Genomic DNA, 20975 nt, shown 5'->3' on the forward strand with positions numbered 1-20975 from the left:
CTCCTTGGTTCGCACTAAGGGTGGTTGGCAGGTATGTGCGCCCCGGGGGCCCTGCCCGACCGGGGCGGCCGCATCAGTCCCAATGGGGCATGTGCGGGTATTTCCGACGCAGTTGGCGGAGTTTTTCCAGGCTCACGCCTTCGCCTTCTTTGCGGCCGCAGCGGGGGCAGCAGCCGTTGATAACGCCCACGTAGCCGCAGACGGGGTCGCGGTCCAGGGGGTGGTTGACGGAGCCGTAGCCCACGCCCTGGTCGTGCATATAGCGGATGATGCTTTCAAAGGCTTCAGGGTTTTTGCAGGTATCGCCGTCCAGTTCCACATAGGTAATGTGCCCGGCGTTGGTCATGGCGTGGTAGGGGGCTTCGATCTGGATTTTTTTGAAGGCCTTGATGGGGAAGTACACGGGCACATGGAAGGAATTGGTGTAGTAGTCCCTGTCCGTAATGCCGGGAAGGCTGCCGTAGCGGGCTTTGTCCAGGGCCACGAAGCGGCCGCTGAGGCTCTCCGCCGGGGTGGCGATGAGGGTGAAGTTGAGGCTGGTCTGCTCCGATTCCTGGTCGCAGCGCTCGCGCATGTGGCCGACGATTCTGAGGCCCAGGGCCTGGGCTTCTTCGCTTTCGCCGTGGTGGACGCCCATAAGGGCTTTGAGGGTTTCGGCCAGGCCGATGAAGCCTATGGTGAGGGTGCCGTGCTTGAGCACCTCGCCGATGCTGTCGTCCCAATCCAGCTTGTCCGAATCGATCCAGATGCCTTCGCCCATGAGGAAGGGGTAGTTGCGCACTTTTTTGGCGCTCTGGATTTTGAAGCGGTGCAGCAGCTGGCGGAAGACCAGGTCTATTTTGTCGTCCAGCAGGGCGAAGAAGCGGTCCACGTCGCCGTGGGCTTCGATGCCCAGGCGGGGCAGGTTGACGGAAGTGAAGCTGAGGTTGCCGCGGCCGCAGGTCACCTGGCGGTTTTTGTCGTGCACGTTGCCCAGAACGCGGGTGCGGCAGCCCATGTAGGCCACTTCGGTGTTGTAGTCGCCGGGCTTGTAGTACTGAAGGTTGTAGGGCGCGTCCAGGAAGCTGAAGTTGGGGAAGAGCCGCATGGCGGAGACTTCCATGGCCAGCTTGAAGAGATCGTAGTTGGGGTCGTCGGGGTTGTAGTTGACGCCTTCTTTGACCTTGAAGATCTGCACGGGGAAGATGGAGGTTTCGCCGTTGCCGAGGCCCGCCCTGGTGGCGAGGAGGAGGTTCCTGGTGACCATGCGGCCTTCGGCGGAAACGTCCGTGCCATAGTTGACGGAGCTGAAGGGCACCTGCGCGCCGGCGCGGGAATTCATGGTGTTGAGGTTGTGGATAAGGGCCTCCATGGCCTGGTAGGTGCGGCGGTCGGCATAGCGGAGGGCCTCCTGCGCGGCGTAGGCGTGGCCTTTGGCCAGCAGATCGGCCTGGTCGGGCGCGGCGGCGGCAAGGCGGCGGCCGTAGTCTTCCAGGTTGCCCATGCGGGGGCCTTCGCCCAGCCTGGCCTGGAGGCTTTCCACCAGCTCGCGGGCTGCGTCGGCCTCCAGCCCGGCGGCGATGCGCACATAGGCGCAGAAGGCGCGCGCGTATTCTTTGCGGAAGGTTTTGATTACGCCGTCGGCCATGGAGAAATCGAAATGGGGCACACTCTGGCCGCCGTGCATTTCGTTCTGGTTGGCCTGGATGGCAATGCAGGCCAGGGCCGAATAGCTCTCAATGGAATTGGGCTCTCGCAAGTGGCCGTGGCCAGTGGAAAAGCCGTTTTTGAACAGGGGGATAAGGTCTATCTGGCAGCACGTTTCCGTGAGCATGTAGAAGTCTTTGTCATGAATGTGGATATCGCCGTTGATGTGCGCGGCCGAGGCGTCCTTGGGCAGGATGTAGTTGTCGATGAAGAATTTGGAACCCTCGGAGCCGTATTTGAGCATGGTGCCCATGGCCGTATCGCCGTCGATGTTGGCGTTTTCGCGCTTGATGTCCTCTTTGAGGGCCGGGGAGTAGGTCAGCTTTTTATAAATGTCCATGAGATACGTTTCCGCATTGCGGATTTTCGTATGCTCGGCACGGTAGAGGATGTAGGCCTTGGCGGTTTTGGCGTAGTCGTACTGGATGAGGGCCTCCTCCACCACGTCCTGGATTTCTTCCACGTGCTTCAGGCTGCCTTCGTCCAGCTTTTTGCAGACTTTTTCCGTCACAAAGAGCAGGTCCGTGGGGGACATGTCCTCCCCGCCCACGGCCTTGTTGGCCTTGGTGATGGCGTTGAGAATCTTGACCGAATCAAAAGGCACTTCCGTGCCGTCGCGTTTGATGATGCTGGCGGGCATGAGTACGTCGCTCCACATATATGGACTTTGAACACAATCCGTCCCGCCGACGGACAGAAAGGAAGGACGCACAGGTCCTTCGAGACCCTCTGGCAAAAGCCCGTTGCCGGGGGGGGTGCTGACGGGGTTGAAAGCAGGTCTTCCGGCTTGCCGGCCGCCCTTCGGCCTTCCCGGAAAAAACATCCAGTGGCGCGCGAGGAAAGGCGGCGTTCACAGCGGCTTACGGCGGCGGGTCCGCTCCCGTTTTACACGGGATTCCCTATTAAGCTTGCGAGCGCTTTCAATGTCTAGAAAATTTCAAAAGAATGCCGTCCTGTCAATGCGCGTCCGCAAAAAAGGCTTCCAAGGCTCAAAGGAACAGTGTCGTTTCTTTGAGAAATTTTTTTGCCTTTGCAGCATTGTTCACTATTGCACAAAAAACGGGACGGATTCGGGGCCGTCCCTGTGCCCGCAGCCCTGGCGGGGCGCGGGTACTGTCCTGCTGACGGGTGGAAACATAGCGCGACGGGGGGCTTTTTTCAAGGGCGCGGGTTGGGCGGCAAAACCGCGGCCCGCGCGGGCGTTGTTTGTAATATGCAGATAATATTAATAAAAATTTTTAGTCCCCAGGGCTGCCCGTGCCGCGGCCGGCACGGCCCGCACGGCGGCGGGGCCCCCGGCGGGGCCTTGGGGGCGGGGCGGTTTCAGTCTTCCGGGGCGGCGGGCCTGCGGCTCAGGATCAGGGACATGTAGGGCGGCGTGGCCGCATCTTCCGGAAGCCCAAGGCGGAGCTTTTCGCCTGACCGCTCCACCAGGCTGGCCAGCACGCAGCTTTCCAGGCGGCCTGTCTGGCGCAGGGCCTCGCGGATGGCGGGCAGATTGCGGTAAGCCTTGAGGATGACGGCCGTATCCGCGTCCTTCAGGGCCGCGGCCAGTTGCTCCTGGCTGTTGATGCCGGGGAGCAGGCGCAGGGTCTCGCCATTCTCGCAGAGCACCACGCGCGCGCGGGCCGCGGCGGCCTGGATGGAGGTAACGCCGGGCACGATCTCTACGGGCAGGTGCGGGGCCAGGGCCCGGAGCGTGCGCAAGAGGTAGCCGAAGGTGCTGTAGACCAGGGGGTCGCCGATGGTCAGGAAGGCCGCGTCCGCGCCGCTTTCCAGCACATCTTTGGTGGTGCGGGCGGCGGCTTCCCAGGCCTGGCGCAGGGCGGTTTTGTCGCGGGTCATGGGAAATTCCAGGCGCAGCAGGCGCGTCTCAGGCCGCAGGTGGGGGCGGGCGGTTTCCAGCGCGGCGGAATAGTCGTTGCGCGGCGAGGCCGCCGCCAGGATAACGTCCGCCTTGCGCAGCACGTTCACGGCCCGCAGGGTCAGCAGGTCCGGCGCGCCGGGGCCGACGCCCAGGCCGTAGAGGGTTCCGGTCATTTGTGTTTCCATCAAGTTAGCAGTGCGCAATGAAGGTTCGGGCCGTCAAGGCCTGGGGAGGGCGCGCAGCCGGCGCGCCAGTTCTTCCGCCGCGTCCACGGCGCGGGGGCCGGGCCGGGCGTAGCGGGCTTCGTCCACCACCAGCACATGCCCGGCGCGCACGGCGCGCAGGCCCGCAAAGTGGGGGCGCTCGGCCGGGGGCGTGGGATCCGGATTCATGGGGCCTTGCTGCAGAATGTAGGCGTCCGGGTCCGCGGCGATGAGCGCCTCCTCATTGCAGCGGACCAGCTTCTGGGCCTGGCGCAGGACGTTTTCGCCGCCTGCGTAGCCGATGATCTCGCTGGTAATGCCCTTCTGCCCCGCGCCCAGTAGGTTGGGGTAGCGCACCTCGTAAAAGACCCGCAGCGGCGCGCGCCCGGCGTTGCCCTGGCGCAGGGCCGCGAGGCGGGCCTGCCAGCCGCGCACAAGCTCGGCGGCCCGGCCCTCCAGGCCCGTAAGGCGGCCCAGAATTTCCGTTGCCGCAAACATGTCCGCAAAGGATTCCAGCGGCAGGACAAGCACGGGCAGGCCCAGGGCGCGCAGATTTTCCGTAAAGACCTGCGCCTCCCGCCGACCGGACATCTGCAGCACAAGGTCCGGCTTCTGCGCCAGAATAAGCTCGGCGTTGGGCCGCATGTGCGTGCCGATGGCCGGCAGCGCCGCCAGCTCCGGCAGGGCGGCGTCCGCAGCGGTGCGGGCCACGATGCGGTCGCCCGCGCCCAGGGCCAGGAGCAGCTCGTTGTAGGCCCCGTAAAGGGCGATGATGCGCCGCGCCGGACGCTCCAGGCGCAGGACGTTGCCCGCAGGAGCCGTAATTTCCAGGGGGAAGGGCGCGGGATCAGCCGTTGCCGTCGGCATGCCCGTCGTGGGGCCCGCCGTGGCGGGGCCGCCCGCAAACAGCGGCAGAAAGAGCAGCGCCGCTGTTAACAGCAGTACGCCCGTTGGGCGCGACAGCGGCCCAAGGGCCGCGGGCGCTGGCCGCAAGGGCCTGGGGCAGGCCCCACAGGGGGTGGGGCAACACGGTGACGGGCGTCTGGTAGAGGGCACTGAGATTCTCCTCGGTAAAAACCTGCCGCACGGGGCCGTCAAAGGCCAGGCGGCCATCCTTAAGGCCCAGCAGCCGCGTGGCGTACAGGGCGGCCAGGTTGCAGTCGTGCACGGCCATGAGCACGCAGGCCCCGGCGGCGCGGCGGGCTTCCAGCAGGTCAAAAAGTTCTGTCATGCGGGCCAGGTCCAGGCCCGCGGCCAGCTCGTCCAGCAGCAGCAAGGGGCTTTCCTGGGCCAGCGCCCTGGCCAGCAGCACCCGCTGCAGCTCGCCGCCGGAAAGCTCGCGCAGACGCCGCCGGGCCAAACCTTCCGTATCCGTGGCGGCCAAGGCGCGGTCCGCCGCCTGATGGTCCTTCGGGCCGTACCAGCCCAAGGGGGAAAGGTGGGCGTAGCGTCCCAGGAGGACCATTTCCCGGGCCGTCAGATCTTCCGGGCAGGGGCCGCGCTGTGGCACCACGGCCGCCAGGCGGGCCCGTTCCCTGGGCCGCAGGGCCGCCAGAGAACGCCCGGCCAGACGCACCGTGCCGCTCTGCGGGGCCAGCACGCCCGAAAGCGCGCGCAGCAGCGTGGTCTTGCCGCTGCCGTTGGGGCCCAGCAGGGCCGCGCATTCCCCGGCCCGCAGGCTGAAGCTCACCCCGCGCAGCACGGCGCGGCGGCCGTAGCCCGCCGCAAGGTCCGCCACCGCAAGCAGCGGCGCGGCCTTGGCAACAGGCCCGTCCATCAGCGCCCCCGCACCAGCAGGGCGAAAAAAGGGCCGCCCAGCAAGGCCGTAACCACGCCCACGGGCAGTTCCTGTCCGCCGTCCAGCACGCAGCGGGCCAGCACGTCGGCCCAGACCAGCAGCACGCCGCCGCCCAGAAAGGCTCCCAGCAGGAGCGGCCCGTGCCCCCCGCCCAACAGCAGCCGCAAAACGTGCGGCACTACCAGGCCCACAAAACCGATAACCCCGGCCACGGCCACGCAGCCCGCCGTCATGCAGCTGGCCCCGGCCAGGAGCCAGAAGCGCGCGCGGGGCACGGCCAGGCCCAGCTGGGCGGCCTGCTCGTCCCCCAGGGCCAGCACGTCCAGCGCCCGCCAGCCCAGGCCCACGGCCAGCAGGCCCGGCAGCAGGGTGGCCAGCAACAGGGGCAGGCTGTCCCAGCCCCGGCCCTGGAGCGAGCCCATGATCCAAAAAACGATGCTGGTGACGGACTCCTCATTGAGCGCCTTGACCAGGGCCACCAGCGCTCCCAGAAAGGCGGCCACGGCAATGCCCGCCAGCACGACGCTTTCTTTACGCCAGCCGCCGCGTCCGCGCCCCAGCCAGAGGGCCCCGGCCAGGGCCAGCAGCGCTCCCGCCAGGGCCGCCGGGGCCACCAGGGCGGCCGGGTGGCTTTCCAGGCCGGGGAAAAGCGCCGCAAAGCGTCCGCCCAGGGCAATGGCCAGGCTGGCCCCAAAGGCCGCCCCGGCGGAAACGCCCAGGGTAAAGGGATCGGCCAGGGGGTTGCGCAGCACGCCCTGCAAGGCCACGCCCGCCACGGCCAGGGCCCCGCCGCAGAGGGAGGCCAGCGCCACCCGCGCCAGGCGGATGTCCCCCACCACCAGGATGAGGGCGTTGTCGCCCGGCAAAGGGGCCAGGCCCAGCAGCCCGGCCAGGGCGGCCAGCACCTGGCGCGCCGTATAGGGCGCAGGGCCGGGCAGGCAGGCCAGGGGCAGCGAAAAAAGCCAGAGCGCCGCCAGGGCGGCAAAGGCCGTGCGGCGGACGCGGTGCGGCGCGGAAAGTGCGGAGGATGGATGCCGTGCGGTCATGCCGCTGCCCCTAGAGAGCCCGTGCGGGCATAAAAAAGCCTCTTCCGTTCGCGCGTGCGAAGGGAAGAGGCCCGTATTTCCTCTGTCCTGCCGGCAAAAACCCGTTGCCGCGACGGCCAGCGCCGTCCGCCAGGCCGTGACGCACGGCCTGGGCTACGGCAGGTCTTCCGGCTTGGCCCCCGCGCTTCGGCCTTCCCGTTGCCAGTGGCACATGAAGAAGCGCGGCGTATGGGCCTTACGGCGGCGGGTCCGCTCCCGCTTTGCACGGGATTCCCTTTTCAAGCCGAGCGAAGCCCGGCTACCGTAACCGCCGTCACTGTAGGCGCGGGGCGGGGCGGTGTCAATGCCGGGGGCGCTGCGTTCCCCCTTCTTCCCCCTTGCTTTACCCGCGCCAATCAGGCTTTTATCCAGATCAGACTGGCCTGGCGGCCGCAGCGTCGCTGGCGGCGGTAGGAGAAGAACTGCGGATTGGTCATGGTGCAGAGGTCAAGCCCGAAGATGTGGCGGGGGAGGAGCCCGGCGTCCTTCAGTTGTCTGCGGGTGAGGCTCCAGAGATCCATAGTGTGGTTTGCCGCATCGAGCCAGGGGGCGTAGTCCGGGCCCCATTCCTGGTCAAAGTTGACGAACTGGGCGTTGTCCGGCCCCAGGCTGGGGCCGCGCACGGCCAGGACTTCGCGGGGGTCGAGGCCGTAGTGCTCGCAGAAGCGGCGCGCGCCGTCGGCGGGGAAGGCGCAGCGGTTGCCGCGCCAGCCTGCGTGCAGGGCGGCGATATGGCGGCCGCTCTGGTGGGCCAGGAGGATGGGCTGGCAGTCTGCGGTTTTGATGCAGAGGGCCAGGCCGGGGCGGTCCGTGGCCAGGCCGTCGCCTTCAGGCAGGTCGGCGTCGGTCAGGGCGGGGGCTGCCGCAAAGGGAACGGCGGGCGGATCAAAATGGAGCGCGTTGCCGTGCACCTGGTGCAGCTCGGCCCAGGCGGCGGCCCCCTGGGGGCGCAGCAGCTCCGTCAGGGCGCGGCGGCTGCGGACCGTGCCATCGGGGTCGGCTCCCACGCTGTGGGAGATGTTGCCCCCGGCCAGAGGGTCGGCGTCGGCGGTCAGGGGGTCGGCGGGGGCGGGCAGGCTGCGGGTCTGAAAGGCGCAGCCCACGTTGGGGAGCCCGGGGAAATGGAAAAAGATGCAGTTTACAGTAGACACAGCAAGCCTCGTTCCGTGCAGAGGTAGTTTGCCCTTTGGTCCCAGGGGTCCAGGGGCAGGGCGTCGGCCACCTGGAAGGAGAAGCACAGGCCCAGGAGAGGACAGGCCGGGCGGCGGCGCAGAAAACGGTCGTAATAGCCGCCGCCGTAGCCCAGGCGGCCGCCCCGGCGGTCAAAGGCCAGGCCGGGCAGGACGATGAGGTCCGGGGCAAAGGCCGTGCCCAGGGCGTCTGGCCCCAGGCCGGGCAGGGCCGGATCCGGCTCGCGTAGGCCAAAGGGGCCAGGGCGCAGGGCCGCCGGTTCTGGGCAGACGACAAAATCCATGTATCCTGGCGCGTCGGGCCGCACGCGCGGCAGCCAGAGGGTGCGGCCCGCGGTCCAGGCCGCTTCCAGCAGTAGATCTGTGGGGGCCTCGTTTTTTACGCCCACATACAGGGCCACGGAGCGGGCGTCTTCCCAGAGGGCCGAGGCCAGGAGGCGCAACTGCGCGGCCCGGCCGTATTCCTGAAACTCTTGCGGCGCAAGGCCGCGGCGCAGGGCGGCATACTGCTGCCGCAGCGCGGCCTTGGCGGTGGCCGTGCCCTGCCTGGGGGTCGGCTCGGAGGCGGGGCCGGAGGCCGGAGAGGCGGGCGGCGGAGGCGGGGAAGGGGGCATGGCGGGCCTTTTCTTGGCTGAGGAGCTGTGGTAACCTACACATACTGCGGCCGATTGCGGCCGCTGCACTGTAACAAAGGAAGCACCGCCATGCCAAGCGCCGACTCCCAGGATTATCTTTGGGTCGCCGTGGGCGATATCCACGACGAACCCGCCCGCATTGCCGAAATTCCGGAACTGCCTCAGGCCGACGGCATTATTGTGACCGGGGATCTTACCATTACCGGCGGCGTGAAACAGGCCGAGCAGGTCATGAACGTGCTGCGCGCCCACAATACGACGGTCTGGGCGCAGATCGGCAATATGGACCGGCCTGAGGTGGACCAGTGGCTGAGCGAAATGGGCTGGAACCTCCACGCCATGACCCGCGCGCTCACGCCGGAGACGGCCATTTTCGGCGTGGGGGCGTCTACGTTTACGCCCTTCGGCACGCCCAGCGAATTTCCGGAATCGGCCTTTGCCGCCTGGCTGGACGCCTGCTGGCAGAAAGCGCGGACCTACGCCCATACCGTGCTGGTGTCGCACAATCCCCCTAAGGACACGGCCTGCGACGTCATCCCCGGCGGCGCGCACGTGGGTTCCACGGCCGTGCGCGAATTTCTGGAGGAAGCCCAGCCGGAGATCTGTCTCTGCGGGCACATTCACGAGGCCAGGGCTATGGACCGCGTGGGCCGCACCCTGGTGGTCAATCCCGGCCCGCTTTCACTGGGGGGCTATGTGCTGCTGCGCTCCAACGCCGGGCAGCTTTCGGCGGAGCTCAAGTTGCTGGAAAGCTGATTTTTTTGGGGGTGAGAGCCTTTTTTGCGGCCCGTCACGGCAGTGCGTCCGGACGGGCCGCTTGCATAATTTTCAAAAAAACGTACTCTGCAAGAAGTACGGGCATGCCAGCCGCACCTGCGCGCCATCCGGCGCTGCACCGGCCTCGTTACGGCATGCCGCCCAAATTTCTTGCGGCGGCTCCTGCCGCCGTACATAAAAAGGATATTCATGACCGCAGATCAGGACACCCCCGTGGCCGCACCGGCAGCCTCGGACACAATGGATAAGGAAACCCCCAAGCCCCGTCGACGCGCCGCCCCCCGCAGCAGAACAACAAAATCCGCCCAGGCCGACGTTGCGCCTTCCGCCGCGGCTGCGCCCCCCTCGGACGGCAAGGCCGCCGCAAGCCCCAAACCCGCTCCCCGCAAACGCTCCGGCGCTAAAAAAAGCGCTGCGCCTGAGGCGGCCGCCGCAGCCGCGCCGCCCGAAACTTCCGCTTCCCCAATTGCTGCATCCCCCGATGCTGCGTCCAAACATCCCGCAGCCGCGCTGCCCTCCGCAACCGGGGAAGATGCCCCCAAGAAGCGCCGCACAACGCGTGCAGCCGCAAGCCGTAAAAAAGCCCCGGCCGCAGCGGCAGGGGAGGCGGCCACCAGCGCTGCGGCCCTGACGCCGGAAGCGCCCGTTGCGGAGGAAAATCCCGCAGCACCCAAGGCAACCGCATCCGCCAAAACCTCCGGCCAGACTTCCGCCAAAACTTCCGGCCGAAGCCGCAGCGCGTCAGCCGGCAAAACCTCCGGTCGCAGCGCAGCAGGCCGCAAATCCCGCGCCGCCGCGCCCGCAGTCGCCACGGCGACGCCGGAAGCCGCACAATCCGCGGCGCAGTCCATGGGCAAGTCCGGGGAGCAATCCTCCCGGCGGTCCGGCCCCGCTGCGGCACAGCCCGCCGCGTCTGCCGCGACGACGGCTCCGGAGCCCGGCGCAGCCCCGTTGCCCGGCCTTGAGCGGAAGGAAATTGCCGCGCGTCCGGCGCAGCCTGCGCTTGCCTCTGCCGCGCCGACGCCTGCCTTGACGGAAGCCGCGCCTGCGGCCGCGCCCGCTGTGCGGGTTGCCGCGGCCGTGCCCGCGGTGGAGGGCCCGACCATAATCCCCACGGCAGCCGGCGGCGAAGGCGCCGCTGCGGAAGCCGCCCCGGAGGCGGAAGGGGAAAACGCCGCCGAAGCCCCCCGGCGCAAGAATCGGCGTGGGCGGCGCGGCGGCCGCGGCCGCAACCGCAAAAAAGAACAGAATGGTCAGGAGAACGGCGCGGCGGCTGCCGCTGACAACGCCCAGGAGCCGGAGGAACCCGCCGAAAGCGATACCCCCGCAAGCGGGGCCACGGCCGCCGTCCAGGCCACGGCCGCCGTCCAGGCCACGGCCCGGCCCGCCACCGGGCGCGGTGCGGCCCAGAACAAGCGCCGCATGTTCATCAGCGTGCTGCCCGGCGAACAGGTGGAGGTGGCCCTGGCCGAGAACGGCCAGGTGCTGGAATACTACCTGGACATGCTGCACCAGCGCAAAATCAAGGGCAACATTTACAAAGGGGTCATCCACAATATCGATACCAACCTGCAGGCCGCCTTCGTCAGCTACGGCACGGGCAAGAACGGCTTTCTGCAGATCGATGAGGTGCATCCCGAATACTGGCTGAGCCACCACGAACCGGCCAAGGGCAAGAAGTTTCCGCCCATCCAGAAGGTGCTCAAGGCCGGGCAGGAAGTGTTGGTGCAGGTGGTCAAGGAACCCACGGGCAGCAAAGGCGCGTTTCTGACCACCTGGATTTCATTGGCCGGGCGTTTTCTGGTGCTGACGCCGGGGCAGGAGCAGATCGGCATCTCGCGCAAGGTAGAGGACGACGACGAGCGCGCCCGCCTGCGCGAGCTCATGAACGGCATTGACCCCGGCCAGAACCTGGGCGTCATTGTGCGTACGGTGAGCGCTGGCACCACCAAGACCACCCTGCGCAACGACCTGCAATATCTGAAGCGCGTCTGGCGCGACATCCGCAAAAAAGGCACAGAGGTCACGGCCCCGTCCCTGGTCTACCAGGAGCCGGGCCTTTCCGAACGCGCCGTGCGCGACTACCTTACCGACGACGTGGGCGAAATCTGGGTGGATAGCGAGGAAGTGGCCCAGAGCATTCGGGAAACCGTGAGCCTGCTCTTTCCCCGCAAGAAGGATCTGGTGCACCTCTATGCGGACGTGCGCACGCCCATGTGGGACCGCTTTAACCTGCGGCGGCAACTGGACCAGATCTACACCCGCGAGGTGCAGCTGCCTTCGGGGGGCCGGCTGGTGTTTGACCAGACCGAGGCCCTCATGGCCATTGACATCAATTCGGGCAAAATTTCCGGCAAGGGCAATTTTGAGGCCATGGCCCACAAGACCAACATGGAGGCGGCCGAGACCATTGCCCGGCACCTCAGGCTGCGCGACATCGGCGGCCAGGTGGTCATCGACTTCATTGAAATGCGCGAGAAAAAGCATGTGCTGGAAGTGGAAAAAACCCTGCGCGCGGCCATGAAGAACGACCGCGCCCGGCACGACGTGGGGCGCATGAGCTCCTTCGGCCTGCTGGAGCTGGTGCGCCAGCGCACAGGCTCCTCGGCCCTTTCCATCACTATGGAGCCTTGCCCGGCCTGCGGCGGTACCGGCCAGCGCCGTAACCTGGAGTGGCAGGCCCTGCAGGCCCTGGGCGATTTGCGGCGGCTGCTGCGCGCCGAAAACAAGGACAAATGCGTTTACACAGCCCCGGCCGAGCTGGCTCTGTATCTGCTGAACCACAAGCGCGACGCCCTGCGCGAACTGGAGCAGGATTTCGGCAAATGTCTGGAAATACTGGTGCGCCCCTAAGCGCGCCCGGCACATCTTCCGCGGGCGGCGGTTTTGGCGCTCCTGACGGGCCCGGAGCCGCCGCTGTCGGCGGGGGGGAGCCGCAAACCGCTGCAACGCGGGAAAACCGGCTGCTGCTGCACGTCTGCTGTGGGCCGTGCGCCGTCATGCCTCTGCTGCGCCTGCGGGACGAGGGCTATGCCGTCACGGCCTGGTTCATGAATCCCAATATCCACCCGCTGACGGAATACCTGCGCCGCCGCGAGGCCGCCGGAGAATGCGCCGCCAGGCTGGGCGTGCCCATAATCTATGCGGACGCGGCCTGGAACGTGACGGCTTGGCTGCGGGCCGTGGCCGGAAGGGACGCCCCGCCGGAGCGCTGCGCCTGGTGTTGCGCCAGCCGTCTGGAAGCGGCCTTTGCCGCCGCCAGGGAGCTGGGCTGCGCCTGGGTGAGCAGCAGCCTGCTCTATTCGCGCTACCAGCCGCACGCGGCCATCAAGGCCGCCGGCGAGCGCCTGGGGGCCGCCGGAGGGCCGGGATTCGTCTACCGCGACTTTCGCGAGGACTGGCAGGAGGGCATTGACCGCTCCAAAGAAATGGAACTTTACCGCCAGCCCTATTGCGGCTGCATCTACAGCGAGGCTGAACGCTACGGCAAGCGCCTGGCCCGCCTTTGCGCGGAGCGATAACATCAGTCGAGCCAGGAGAGACCTTCTCCCGCACAGGCCGCCAGTGGGTGGGGAAACAAAATTTCCTGCAATTTTCCCTTGACGTTGCCCGGCTTTTTCCGTACTAATTCTTTCGCTGCAACGATCCCCGATAGCTCAATTGGCAGAGCGGGTGACTGTTAATCACTAGGTTGGCGGTTCAAGTCCGTCTCGGGGAGCCATAAAATTCAAGCCCTTACAGCTAATCGCTGTGAGGGCTTTTTCTGTCGGGGTAACACCGGGGTAACACCAGAACGAAAATCGGGGTCCCGTCTTCCGGGGTTGCCCCCACGGCACCGGAAGGCGCTTGCGCCCCTCGTAGTCAAAAAATTGACAGGGGGCGTCGGACACCTCTCCGCCCGCAAAAAGTTTTTGTGCTGAAAACTTGCTGGACGTTGCTGGGTAATCCTCCCAAAAATCAAAATTTCTTAAAATTTTTTTTGGGACGAGGCTGGACAACAGGACTACCTGCTTCATTCTTCCCGTCAGTCAACGCTTTTATGGCCTTATCAAAATCACTTTCCTTTTTCCCGACTTCAAGCTGTCGCTGCTTATGAAACTTATCATATTCCTGTTCCGCATGGGCAATGGCCAGATCGTGCGAAATTCTCCCGGCGTGAGTGAGAATGTTGCCCTCGTTGAGCGTAAGGAAGGCGTCCAGCTTGGCTATCCAGTCAGTCATGGCCATCGGGTTGCGCAAACGAGCCTGCCTTTCGGCAAAGAGCAGGTATTGCTCCACCAGATTGTTGAGCGCCAAGAGTTCTTCCTCGCTGAGATAGTTCTTGGCGATGCCGACATCCTGCTTGCGGACTTTGGCACCACGCCATGTAGTTAGGCCCATGTACGGTTTGGTGCTGTCCGCTCGGCTATGAATGAGTTCCGCCGCCGTCATGCCGGTCACGGCCCAATGCAGCTTGTTCTGGACGGTTTTAAAGAAAGTGATGCTTTCTTCCGTGGTGGGGTCATAATCCACACTGGTGGCGTAAATATCGGTGATTTTTTGATAGAAGCGCCGTTCGGACGTGCGGATATCCTGTATGCGCCGAAGCAGTTCTTCAAAATAATCAAAAGGTTGATCGGGGTTTTTCAGACGCTCGTCATCCAGCACAAAGCCTTTGGTGATAAACTCCCGAAGCTGCTGCGTGGCCCAGATGCGAAAGCGGGTGGCAACGTGACTCTTTACGCGGTAGCCAACAGAGATGATCATGTCGAGGCTATAGTATTCCAACTGACGCTGAACCTGCCGCGCACCCTCCTGTTGAACTGTCAAATATTTTTTGACAGTTGCTTCCGGGGAAAGCTCTCCCTCATCAAAAATACTTTTAATGTGGTGGCTTACATTTTGTTTAGAGGTTTGAAACAAGTCCGCCATCATCTGCTGAGTTAACCAGACGGATTCATCCTCAAACCTGACGTCGATTTTTACCCGACCGTCTTCGGTCTGGTAAATCAAAAATTGACTTTGTTGGGGGAGGTTAGGCACATTGAATTCCTTGTTGAATATTATCAAGACCAGCGTAACAGCGTCATTGCCACGCCATTCTCAAATTTACCGCGTGTGCATTCGGAGAGTCGTGTGAGCGACGTGTATCGCGCCAACCATTTTGCCGGATCGCATTCTGTGAAATCAGCTTGCCCACATTGTTGCTGGATGGCGGCGTGGGCTGCCGTGCCTTGCGGGATATGCGTCAACTGGCGTAAAGCCCCTCGCGCAGCGCGGGAAGTCCTTTGCATGGTGATTCGACCATGGTCAGAATGAAGGATGGCGCAAGACGTTTGCGTGAGTTCAAGGATACGATACCCACAGGCTTGTTTCGATACCTGATACTCACGAGCTAAGGTGCGTATAAGTGTGAAGTCAAAGGGAGCGCCAGCCATTGAAGGGCGGAACTGGCTTTCCGGCATGAGCAGTTCCACGGCAAAGGCGTTGGCTTCTTGCTCTTTTTGCCGTTTTCCGTATGTCACGTCCTCAATAGAGCACCAGAAGCCGGTGACGCCGTCCCGCACATATTCGGGCCTATGCTCCAGAAAATAGTGACCAAGCTCGTGAGCAAACGTGAACGTATGCCGCCGGGGGCTATTAATGTGGGTATTGATCAAAATTCCTTTTTGCTCGTTTTTATAAATCAGCTCTCCGCTCAATTTCGGGTCGTTGGGCAACGGGCGGTACAGGTAGCGGATGCCTTCCTGTTTGGCTATGCCGTGCAGAGCTAAAGCAGGGACTCCGGTCACCTCTTTGGTTTCTAGAACCCACCGCGCTTTGGCCGCAGGGTTAGCCATCCGCTCCGTCTCCAAACAGGTCTTGCATCGCCTGTCGGTGTTCTTCTGTTTCGATAGCGGAAACATCACCACGGGCCGCCATAGCGTATTGTTCTTCTGCCTCGACGGGTTCGGGCATTACTACGGACGACAGGAGCTTTTGCCTATCAACCTGTGGCAATACACTGGCAGGATCGATATTTTTAAGCTGGTCGCACAGCGCCATCAACTCATCAATTTTTGCAACAATGCGCTGTTGCTCGACAAATGGAGGAAGCGGAAAAAGCGTATTTTTAAGGTAATCTGTCGGCACACGCTGTTGGCCTGCGGTGCCGGTCATATTTTTCTCGCCATCGCTGAGAAATTCAGGGTTTTTCAGAAAAGCAAGTAAATAGCCTGGAAGTATCCCAAGACTACGCAAAACATGCAGCTCTGTTGTTCCCGCGCCAAATCCATTTTTCAGATTTTTAACAATGCAGGATTTAGCGTTTTGAAAGCAGGGTGTTATTTTTGCAAGAACGACATCATCTTCTGCAAAATGCGTAAACCCTTGTTTTACCTCACCCCATTTCCGTGTTTCCTGCTGGTGTCCACCAAAGTAGTCATTTGAGATAAGGGTCATTGGAACAAAGGACACCTGAGCGTCATCCTGTAATTTATTTCTGGGGTTAATAGAGCAGATATCTCCTATTCTGCACCACTCCCAGCTAGGTGGTAAATCGTAGGGTTTTTCCTCTTCGGAAATAGGAGGCAACGGTTTTTCTTTTTTGAGTTTGCCGCTCTTGGTGAGTCGGAATTTTCCCGCTTGAATGCGCTTCAGCAACTCAGATGCTGGTTCATCGTGGATATTCTGGGGAACGAGCTTGCCTTGCATCGCCGCTTGGAGGATGGACTTGGGCAGGTACTCGGCCAGGTTTGCTTCCAGAGAATCAAACTCTTTTTCGGCGGCTTCAAGCTCGTCGCAGAGAGTCATGAGTTCATCGACTTTTGCGACAATGCGCTGTTGCTCTGCCAAAGGGGGGAGAGGCACACAATAATTTTTGATAGTTGATGTAGCGAGTTCTATCTGATTTGTGCTGCCACTAGATTTTTCAATAATCTCATTTTGAACACAAGGACTTGAGAACCATGTCAAGATATATTTTGCATTGATAAAGTTATGAAGCATACGAATTAAAGTTACATGAGAATCTGCAACAACAACTTGGTATTTTATATAAATATTTTCAACAAGTGCAATCCTACCCAAAGTTCCATGTCCTGTAGAATTCCAAAGCAGATCTCCATTTTTAACATATCGCTCTTCACCATATAAGCCTAAAGAACCTGGCTCAATAAATTTTGCTTTTTCTAATGAGACACTTCCCCATTGCACACATTTTTGTGATAAAACTGGAATTTGTTCAATTTCAGAATATTTTGGAGAACGCCCACGCTGTATATATTCACATATATTACTGAGTCTGCACCACTCCCAACCCTCAGGCGGATCATAGGGTTTTTCCTCTTCGGAAATAGAAGGCAACGGTTTTTCTTTTTTGATCTTACCGTTTTTAATGCGGTGAGATTTTTCCGTTTGAATGCGTTTCAGCAGCTCAGACGCAGGTTCATCCTGTGGATTTTGCAGTACAAGCTTGCCTTGTACCGCCGCCTGTAAAATAGCCTGGCGAAGTTGAGCAGCTTTCATTACACGCCTTCCTGGTTCATGGCGGTGGTAATTCGGCCAAGGATATTTTCGATTTGGGCGGAAATAGCAGCTTTTTCGTTCAGATACTTGGCGATGAATTCTTCCGGGGGTAAAATTTCAACGGTTTCATGCGGAAAGCCGCACAAGTCCAGATTGTATTCACCGGCAATGATATCTTCCACAGGAACATAGCGGGAAACATCACTTTCCGAGCGCCCCTTCCATACGCCGCCTTCCAGCTTACCCCACCAATTTTCCACTGGAGCAAAGTGGCTATCCTGCATGGATTTGGTTTTGGAAAAATGCTTGTAGCCTTCGGGCATTTCCAGCCTGTAAAACCAGACGCCCTTGGTCGGGCGACCCTTGGTGAAGAACAGCAGATTGGTGTTAATGGGGGTATAGGGCGCAAAAACACTTTTGGGCAGACGGACGATGGTGTGCAGGTCGCACGTTTCCAAAAGCTTTTTCTTGATGGCGGATTTAACGCCAGTGCCGAACAGGAAACCATCCGGCAGAACCAGGCCGCAACGTCCGCCGTCTTTCAGCAGGGTCATAATATGCACCAGAAAGAGGTCTGCGGTTTCTGTGTTGCGCAGCTCCGCTGATACTGACTGCGAGATGGCCTTATTTTCCGCGCCGCCAAAGGGCGGGTTGGTGACAATGACGTCAACCTTGTCTTTGAGTTGATAATCCCATATTGGCGTTCTAAGCGTGTTGTCGTGACGGATATCCGGCACGTCGATGCCGTGCGCGATCAGGTTGGTCATGCAAAGGAGGTAAGGGAAAGGTTTTTTTTCAATGCCACGAATTGTTTTTTGCAAGGTGGCGTAGTCTTCGGCGGAATCTACCGTAAAACTGTCCACAACGCTGGTTAAAAAGCCGCCCGTGCCGCAGGCCGGATCCAGAACGCTTTCCCCCAGCTTGGGGGCCACATGCTTGACAATAAAACGGGTGACGGGACGAGGGGTATAGAACTCGCCGGATTTTCCGGCGCTTTGCAAATCTTTGAGCATGCCTTCGTAAAGGCCGTTGAAAAGGTGTGTGCCTTTTACCTCGTCAAAATTGATGTCTGCATTGATTTTGTTAATGACCTTACGCAACTCCGTGCCGGACTTCATGAAGTTGTTGACGCCTTCCATGACGGAACGGATAAGCCATTTTCTTTTTTTGGAGTCTTCGCTGGTGTCGAGTTCCCGCAGGGCGGAAAACATACGGCCTATGAACTCCAGAAGTTCATCGCCGGTGATACCTTCGGCATCGTCGGCCCAGGTGCTCCAGCGATATTCTTGGGGAATAACCGGATAGTAGTCATCCTCCGTGATTTCCCATTCCTGTTCTTTATAATCAAAGGCTTTGAGAAAGAGCATCCAGGTGATTTGCTCGATGTACTGCGCATCGCCGTTAATTCCGGCGTCTATGCGCATAATATCTTTCAATGCTTTGGTAGTATTGGAAGCTGCCATGCTCTCTCCCTATATGCTATGCCGCGTATAATTCTTGCGCCAGTTCGTGCAGCGCGGTCATGAAATTGTCTTTGCCCTTAAAAATGCTGTTCACAATTTGGATGGGCTTGCCGAATTCGTTTATGGGTGTGACCTTGAGGATATCCAGATTTTCCAGGCTGGAGATGCCGGAATCCGCGTATTTTTCCAGAAGGGCGTTCAGCACCGCTGCTGCCTGTTCGCCGTACTTGGCGAAATAATTCTTCTTTTTCACGTTGTTCGCCCGTTCTCGGCGCGTGAGTGGGGGCTGGTCATACGCTATGTGGCAAAGCAGATCAAATGGGTCGAATTCCAGCCCGATCTGCTCCTGTAGCTCCTCAATGAGAATGCCCTGACCAGCCAACTCGTCCAGAATGGCCTGCTTGCGTGTGGCGTTATTCCAGGCGGCAAGGAAGTCACTCAAGGTCGTATACTGGCTGAGTATGTTGCGACGGGTGTAATCCGTAAGGGATTCCGTGATCAGCTTGCCGTCCTTGTCGATATACTGAACGCGCTGTTTGAGGACAGTTACCTCAACATCGTGAACATAATACTTCTTGCGGCGCTCGGGCTTCGGTTTATCGCCCGGTTCGGGGAAATCCGGTGGCGGCGTTTCTGCATCAACATCAGGAGCAGCGTCCGGGCCGTCCAGATCAGGGGGAAGTTCTCCATTGGGGCCGGGCGTGAAAGCCTCATCCTGCTCGCTGGGGCCGTCAAAGTCGGGATCGGCAAATAGGCGTGTGGCGTCGCGGAAATCAAAAATGGTGAAAAACATCTTGCCCAGGTCTTCGCGCACTCGCGTGCCACGCCCGATGATTTGCTTGAACTCCGTCATGCTGTTGATGGTCGCATCAAGGACGATATTCTTGACCATCTGCACGTCAATGCCGGTAGTCAGCAGCTTTGAGGTGGTGACAAGCACCGGATAGCGGCTTGAAACATTCCGGAAGTTGTCCAACTGCTTTTTGCCGATGTCGTCATCGCCGGTGATGCGCATGACGTACCGTTCATCCTCGTTCACAAGGTCGCTGTTTTCATTGATGAGCGCTTGGCGCATTCTGTCCGCGTGTTCGGTGTCCACACAGAAAAAAATGGTTTTGTCGTACCTACCATTATGTGAGCGGAGATAGTTGGAGACGACCTGGGCGACCAGTTTGGTGCGCTTTTCCAGGACGAGCTCGCGGTCATAATCTCTGGAATTGTATTCTCTGTCGGGAATTTCGTTGCCCTCGCTGTCGAGTTGTCCGTCATACGGGCGGAAGCCTTCGGCATCTTTATCCAGAAGAACGCGGATAACCCGATATGGGGCGAGAAAGCCGTCCTCGATTCCCTGCTTCAGAGAGTAGGTATAAATGGGGCCGCCGAAATAATCGATATTGGAGACGGTTTTGTCTTCTTTGGGAGTGGCGGTCAGACCGATTTGCGTGGCGGCTGAAAAATACTCCAGCACTTCACGCCACTCGCTGTCCGCCTTGGCGCTGCCCCTATGGCATTCATCAACCACGATGAGGTCAAAAAAACCGGGGCTGAACTGCTTGAAGACACTTTTATCGCCTTCTCCGGTCAGGCCTTGGTAAAGGGCCAGATAGATTTCATAGGACTTGTCGATTTTGCGTTGTCGGACGATGGTCATCTTGTCTTTGAACGGCGCGAAATCGTTCACATACGTTTGGTCAATCAAGGCGTTTCTGTCGGCAAGGAAGAGAATGCGTTTTTTCACGCTCGCCTTCCAAAGCCGCCAGATAATTTGAAAGGCGGTATATGTTTTACCTGTGCCTGTGGCCATTACGAGCAAAATACGATTTTGCCCGCATGCAATGGCGTCTACCGAGAGGTTAATGGCGTTGCGCTGGTAGTATCGAGGCGTTTTGTCTCCCCGCTCGGCATAATACGGCTGCGAGATGACCATTTCCTGCTCCGGGCTGATTGACTGATTGTGCTTATAAAGCTGCCAGAGTTCTTCTGGAGCAGGGAATTTATCAAGCGGGAGAATGGTTTCCTTGGTTTTATCCGTGGCAATTCGATTGTGGAAAATAAAGCTGTCGCCGTTGGATGTGAAAACAAACGGCACCATCAGGCGTTGCGCATAATCAAGCGCCTGCTGCATGCCGTCTCCAGTGGAGTGATTATTGTCTTTGGCCTCAATGACCGCCAAAGGAATGTGCGGTTTGTAGAATAAAACATAGTCGGCGAACTTGGCTTTCTCTCGCTTGAAGGTGCCGCCACGGGCAACAATGCGGCCATTGGTGATGGCGTATTCCTCGCGGATTTGGGAGGGAGTCCATTCTGCGTTCTGTATGGCAGGCGTAATGAACTGTGTTCGTATTTCCTGCTCCGTCAGTTGGTTTTTGCTCACCTGGGGACTCCTTCATGGGAATTCCGCGCCGGGGTATCATTGCCCTCCATAGCTCTAACAAGCTCATGTGGCATGACGTCCAGCACACCGGCTAATCGAAAAATCATCTCCAGGCTCGGTTTTTTCAAATCGCTCTCCATGCGGCTGACGTAGGATGGAGAAACATCCAAAAGAGCCGCGATCCCCTCTTGGGACAAGTTTTTCGCTTGCCTGAACCGACGCAGGACAGGGCCAAATGGCGGGGGATGATTTTTCATCTCCAACCTATAGCTTGTTGCATTTTATCTGCCCCTGCCCTATGGGTCACAAAATGACCTATAGGGTAAATGGCCGCTTCTGGCAATGCTGCAAGCAGATTACCCCCTCTCCTGCCGGGGAAGCAATATTCATTGACGTGGGGCAGGGCGTGATA

At 60.6% G+C, this 20975-nt stretch carries 16 protein-coding genes, 1 tRNA gene and 2 riboswitches; of the genes, 4 read left to right on the forward strand and 13 right to left on the reverse strand.

The window, feature by feature from the left end; all coding sequences use genetic code 11:
* Window positions 1–73 precede the first annotated feature (73 nt).
* The 7 genes from BLS55_RS09725 to BLS55_RS09755 form a co-directional block, all read right to left on the reverse strand.
* A complete protein-coding gene (locus BLS55_RS09725) occupies window positions 74–2326 on the reverse strand; it encodes an anaerobic ribonucleoside triphosphate reductase (protein ID WP_092154713.1) in 2253 nt (750 codons plus the stop codon).
* 115 nt (window positions 2327–2441) lie between these two features.
* Window positions 2442–2623: riboswitch (cobalamin riboswitch) on the reverse strand.
* 386 nt (window positions 2624–3009) lie between these two features.
* Window positions 3010–3726 (reverse strand): precorrin-2 C(20)-methyltransferase, encoded by a 717-nt coding sequence (gene cobI / locus BLS55_RS09730; RefSeq protein WP_092154715.1) that lies wholly within the window; start codon window positions 3724–3726, stop codon window positions 3010–3012.
* A 45-nt stretch (window positions 3727–3771) separates the two neighbouring features.
* On the reverse strand, window positions 3772–4623 hold the full coding sequence (locus BLS55_RS09735) for an ABC transporter substrate-binding protein (protein ID WP_092154717.1): 852 nt from the start codon (window positions 4621–4623) through the stop codon (window positions 3772–3774).
* Complete coding sequence (locus BLS55_RS09740) at window positions 4604–5533, reverse strand: ABC transporter ATP-binding protein (protein ID WP_092154719.1); 930 nt, start codon at window positions 5531–5533, stop codon at window positions 4604–4606. The genes BLS55_RS09735 and BLS55_RS09740 overlap by 20 nt, the downstream gene beginning before the upstream one ends.
* Window positions 5533–6600 carry a FecCD family ABC transporter permease gene (locus tag BLS55_RS09745; RefSeq protein WP_092154721.1) on the reverse strand — a complete coding sequence of 356 codons (1068 nt, stop codon included), beginning with the start codon at window positions 6598–6600 and terminating at the stop codon, window positions 5533–5535. The genes BLS55_RS09740 and BLS55_RS09745 overlap by 1 nt, the downstream gene beginning before the upstream one ends.
* Window positions 6601–6740: 140 nt before the next feature.
* Window positions 6741–6921, reverse strand: a riboswitch (cobalamin riboswitch).
* Between the two features lie 74 nt (window positions 6922–6995).
* Window positions 6996–7790 (reverse strand): purine nucleoside phosphorylase YfiH/LACC1 family protein, encoded by a 795-nt coding sequence (locus BLS55_RS09750; protein WP_092154722.1) that lies wholly within the window; start codon window positions 7788–7790, stop codon window positions 6996–6998.
* The gene (locus BLS55_RS09755; RefSeq protein WP_092154724.1) at window positions 7778–8443 is read right to left on the reverse strand and encodes a 5-formyltetrahydrofolate cyclo-ligase; all 666 of its coding nucleotides are present in this window, start codon (window positions 8441–8443) and stop codon (window positions 7778–7780) included. Before BLS55_RS09755 ends, BLS55_RS09750 begins: the two co-directional genes overlap by 13 nt.
* Window positions 8444–8533: 90 nt before the next feature.
* Between BLS55_RS09755 and BLS55_RS09760 the strand changes: the two genes are divergently transcribed.
* From BLS55_RS09760 to BLS55_RS09775, 4 genes are all read left to right on the forward strand, one after another.
* Window positions 8534–9220: a metallophosphoesterase family protein gene (locus tag BLS55_RS09760; RefSeq protein WP_092154726.1), complete on the forward strand. Its 687-nt coding sequence runs from the start codon at window positions 8534–8536 to the stop codon at window positions 9218–9220.
* A 210-nt stretch (window positions 9221–9430) separates the two neighbouring features.
* Window positions 9431–12094: an Rne/Rng family ribonuclease gene (locus BLS55_RS09765; protein WP_092154728.1), complete on the forward strand. Its 2664-nt coding sequence runs from the start codon at window positions 9431–9433 to the stop codon at window positions 12092–12094.
* A 116-nt stretch (window positions 12095–12210) separates the two neighbouring features.
* Window positions 12211–12762, forward strand: coding sequence for an epoxyqueuosine reductase QueH (locus BLS55_RS09770; RefSeq protein WP_257243209.1), 552 nt, complete (start codon window positions 12211–12213; stop codon window positions 12760–12762).
* Window positions 12763–12886: 124 nt separating this feature from the next.
* Window positions 12887–12962 (forward strand) — tRNA-Asn (locus tag BLS55_RS09775).
* Between the two features lie 236 nt (window positions 12963–13198).
* Here BLS55_RS09775 and BLS55_RS09780 read toward each other — a convergent pair.
* Genes BLS55_RS09780 through BLS55_RS12405 form a run of 6 tightly spaced genes read right to left on the reverse strand, consistent with a single transcriptional unit; the run spans window position 13199 to window position 20820 of the window.
* On the reverse strand, window positions 13199–14263 hold the full coding sequence (locus BLS55_RS09780; RefSeq protein WP_218970743.1) for a virulence RhuM family protein: 1065 nt from the start codon (window positions 14261–14263) through the stop codon (window positions 13199–13201).
* A gap of 23 nt (window positions 14264–14286) precedes the next feature.
* A complete protein-coding gene (locus BLS55_RS09785; RefSeq protein ID WP_092154733.1) occupies window positions 14287–15060 on the reverse strand; it encodes an ImmA/IrrE family metallo-endopeptidase in 774 nt (257 codons plus the stop codon).
* Window positions 15053–16726, reverse strand: coding sequence for a restriction endonuclease subunit S (locus BLS55_RS09790; RefSeq protein ID WP_092154736.1), 1674 nt, complete (start codon window positions 16724–16726; stop codon window positions 15053–15055). Before BLS55_RS09790 ends, BLS55_RS09785 begins: the two co-directional genes overlap by 8 nt.
* On the reverse strand, window positions 16726–18189 hold the full coding sequence (locus BLS55_RS09795) for a type I restriction-modification system subunit M (RefSeq protein ID WP_092154738.1): 1464 nt from the start codon (window positions 18187–18189) through the stop codon (window positions 16726–16728). The genes BLS55_RS09790 and BLS55_RS09795 overlap by 1 nt, the downstream gene beginning before the upstream one ends.
* A 16-nt stretch (window positions 18190–18205) precedes the next feature.
* Window positions 18206–20563, reverse strand: a complete 2358-nt coding sequence (gene hsdR / locus BLS55_RS09800) for an EcoAI/FtnUII family type I restriction enzme subunit R (RefSeq protein ID WP_092154740.1) — start codon at window positions 20561–20563, stop codon at window positions 18206–18208.
* Window positions 20560–20820 (reverse strand): helix-turn-helix domain-containing protein, encoded by a 261-nt coding sequence (locus BLS55_RS12405; protein ID WP_092154742.1) that lies wholly within the window; start codon window positions 20818–20820, stop codon window positions 20560–20562. The genes hsdR and BLS55_RS12405 overlap by 4 nt, the downstream gene beginning before the upstream one ends.
* Between the last annotated feature and the right edge of the window lie 155 nt (window positions 20821–20975).

It is taken from the genome of Desulfovibrio legallii (genome assembly GCF_900102485.1).
In the GTDB taxonomy this organism is placed as follows: Bacteria; Desulfobacterota; Desulfovibrionia; order Desulfovibrionales; family Desulfovibrionaceae; genus Desulfovibrio; species Desulfovibrio legallii_A.

Excerpts from the sequence above, each read along its gene's own strand:
- BLS55_RS09725 (WP_092154713.1), bottom strand. The coding sequence starts at position 2,326 with ATGCCCGCCAGCATCATCAAACGCGACGGCACGGAAGTGCCTTTTGAT.
- cobI (WP_092154715.1), bottom strand. The coding sequence starts at position 3,726 with ATGACCGGAACCCTCTACGGCCTGGGCGTCGGCCCCGGCGCGCCGGAC.
- BLS55_RS09735 (WP_092154717.1), bottom strand. The coding sequence starts at position 4,623 with ATGCCGACGGCAACGGCTGATCCCGCGCCCTTCCCCCTGGAAATTACG.
- BLS55_RS09740 (WP_092154719.1), bottom strand. The coding sequence starts at position 5,533 with ATGGACGGGCCTGTTGCCAAGGCCGCGCCGCTGCTTGCGGTGGCGGAC.
- BLS55_RS09745 (WP_092154721.1), bottom strand. The coding sequence starts at position 6,600 with ATGACCGCACGGCATCCATCCTCCGCACTTTCCGCGCCGCACCGCGTC.
- BLS55_RS09755 (WP_092154724.1), bottom strand. The coding sequence starts at position 8,443 with ATGCCCCCTTCCCCGCCTCCGCCGCCCGCCTCTCCGGCCTCCGGCCCC.
- BLS55_RS09760 (WP_092154726.1), top strand. The coding sequence starts at position 8,534 with ATGCCAAGCGCCGACTCCCAGGATTATCTTTGGGTCGCCGTGGGCGAT.
- BLS55_RS09765 (WP_092154728.1), top strand. The coding sequence starts at position 9,431 with ATGACCGCAGATCAGGACACCCCCGTGGCCGCACCGGCAGCCTCGGAC.
- BLS55_RS09785 (WP_092154733.1), bottom strand. The coding sequence starts at position 15,060 with ATGGCTAACCCTGCGGCCAAAGCGCGGTGGGTTCTAGAAACCAAAGAG.
- BLS55_RS09790 (WP_092154736.1), bottom strand. The coding sequence starts at position 16,726 with ATGAAAGCTGCTCAACTTCGCCAGGCTATTTTACAGGCGGCGGTACAA.
- BLS55_RS09795 (WP_092154738.1), bottom strand. The coding sequence starts at position 18,189 with ATGGCAGCTTCCAATACTACCAAAGCATTGAAAGATATTATGCGCATA.
- BLS55_RS12405 (WP_092154742.1), bottom strand. The coding sequence starts at position 20,820 with ATGAAAAATCATCCCCCGCCATTTGGCCCTGTCCTGCGTCGGTTCAGG.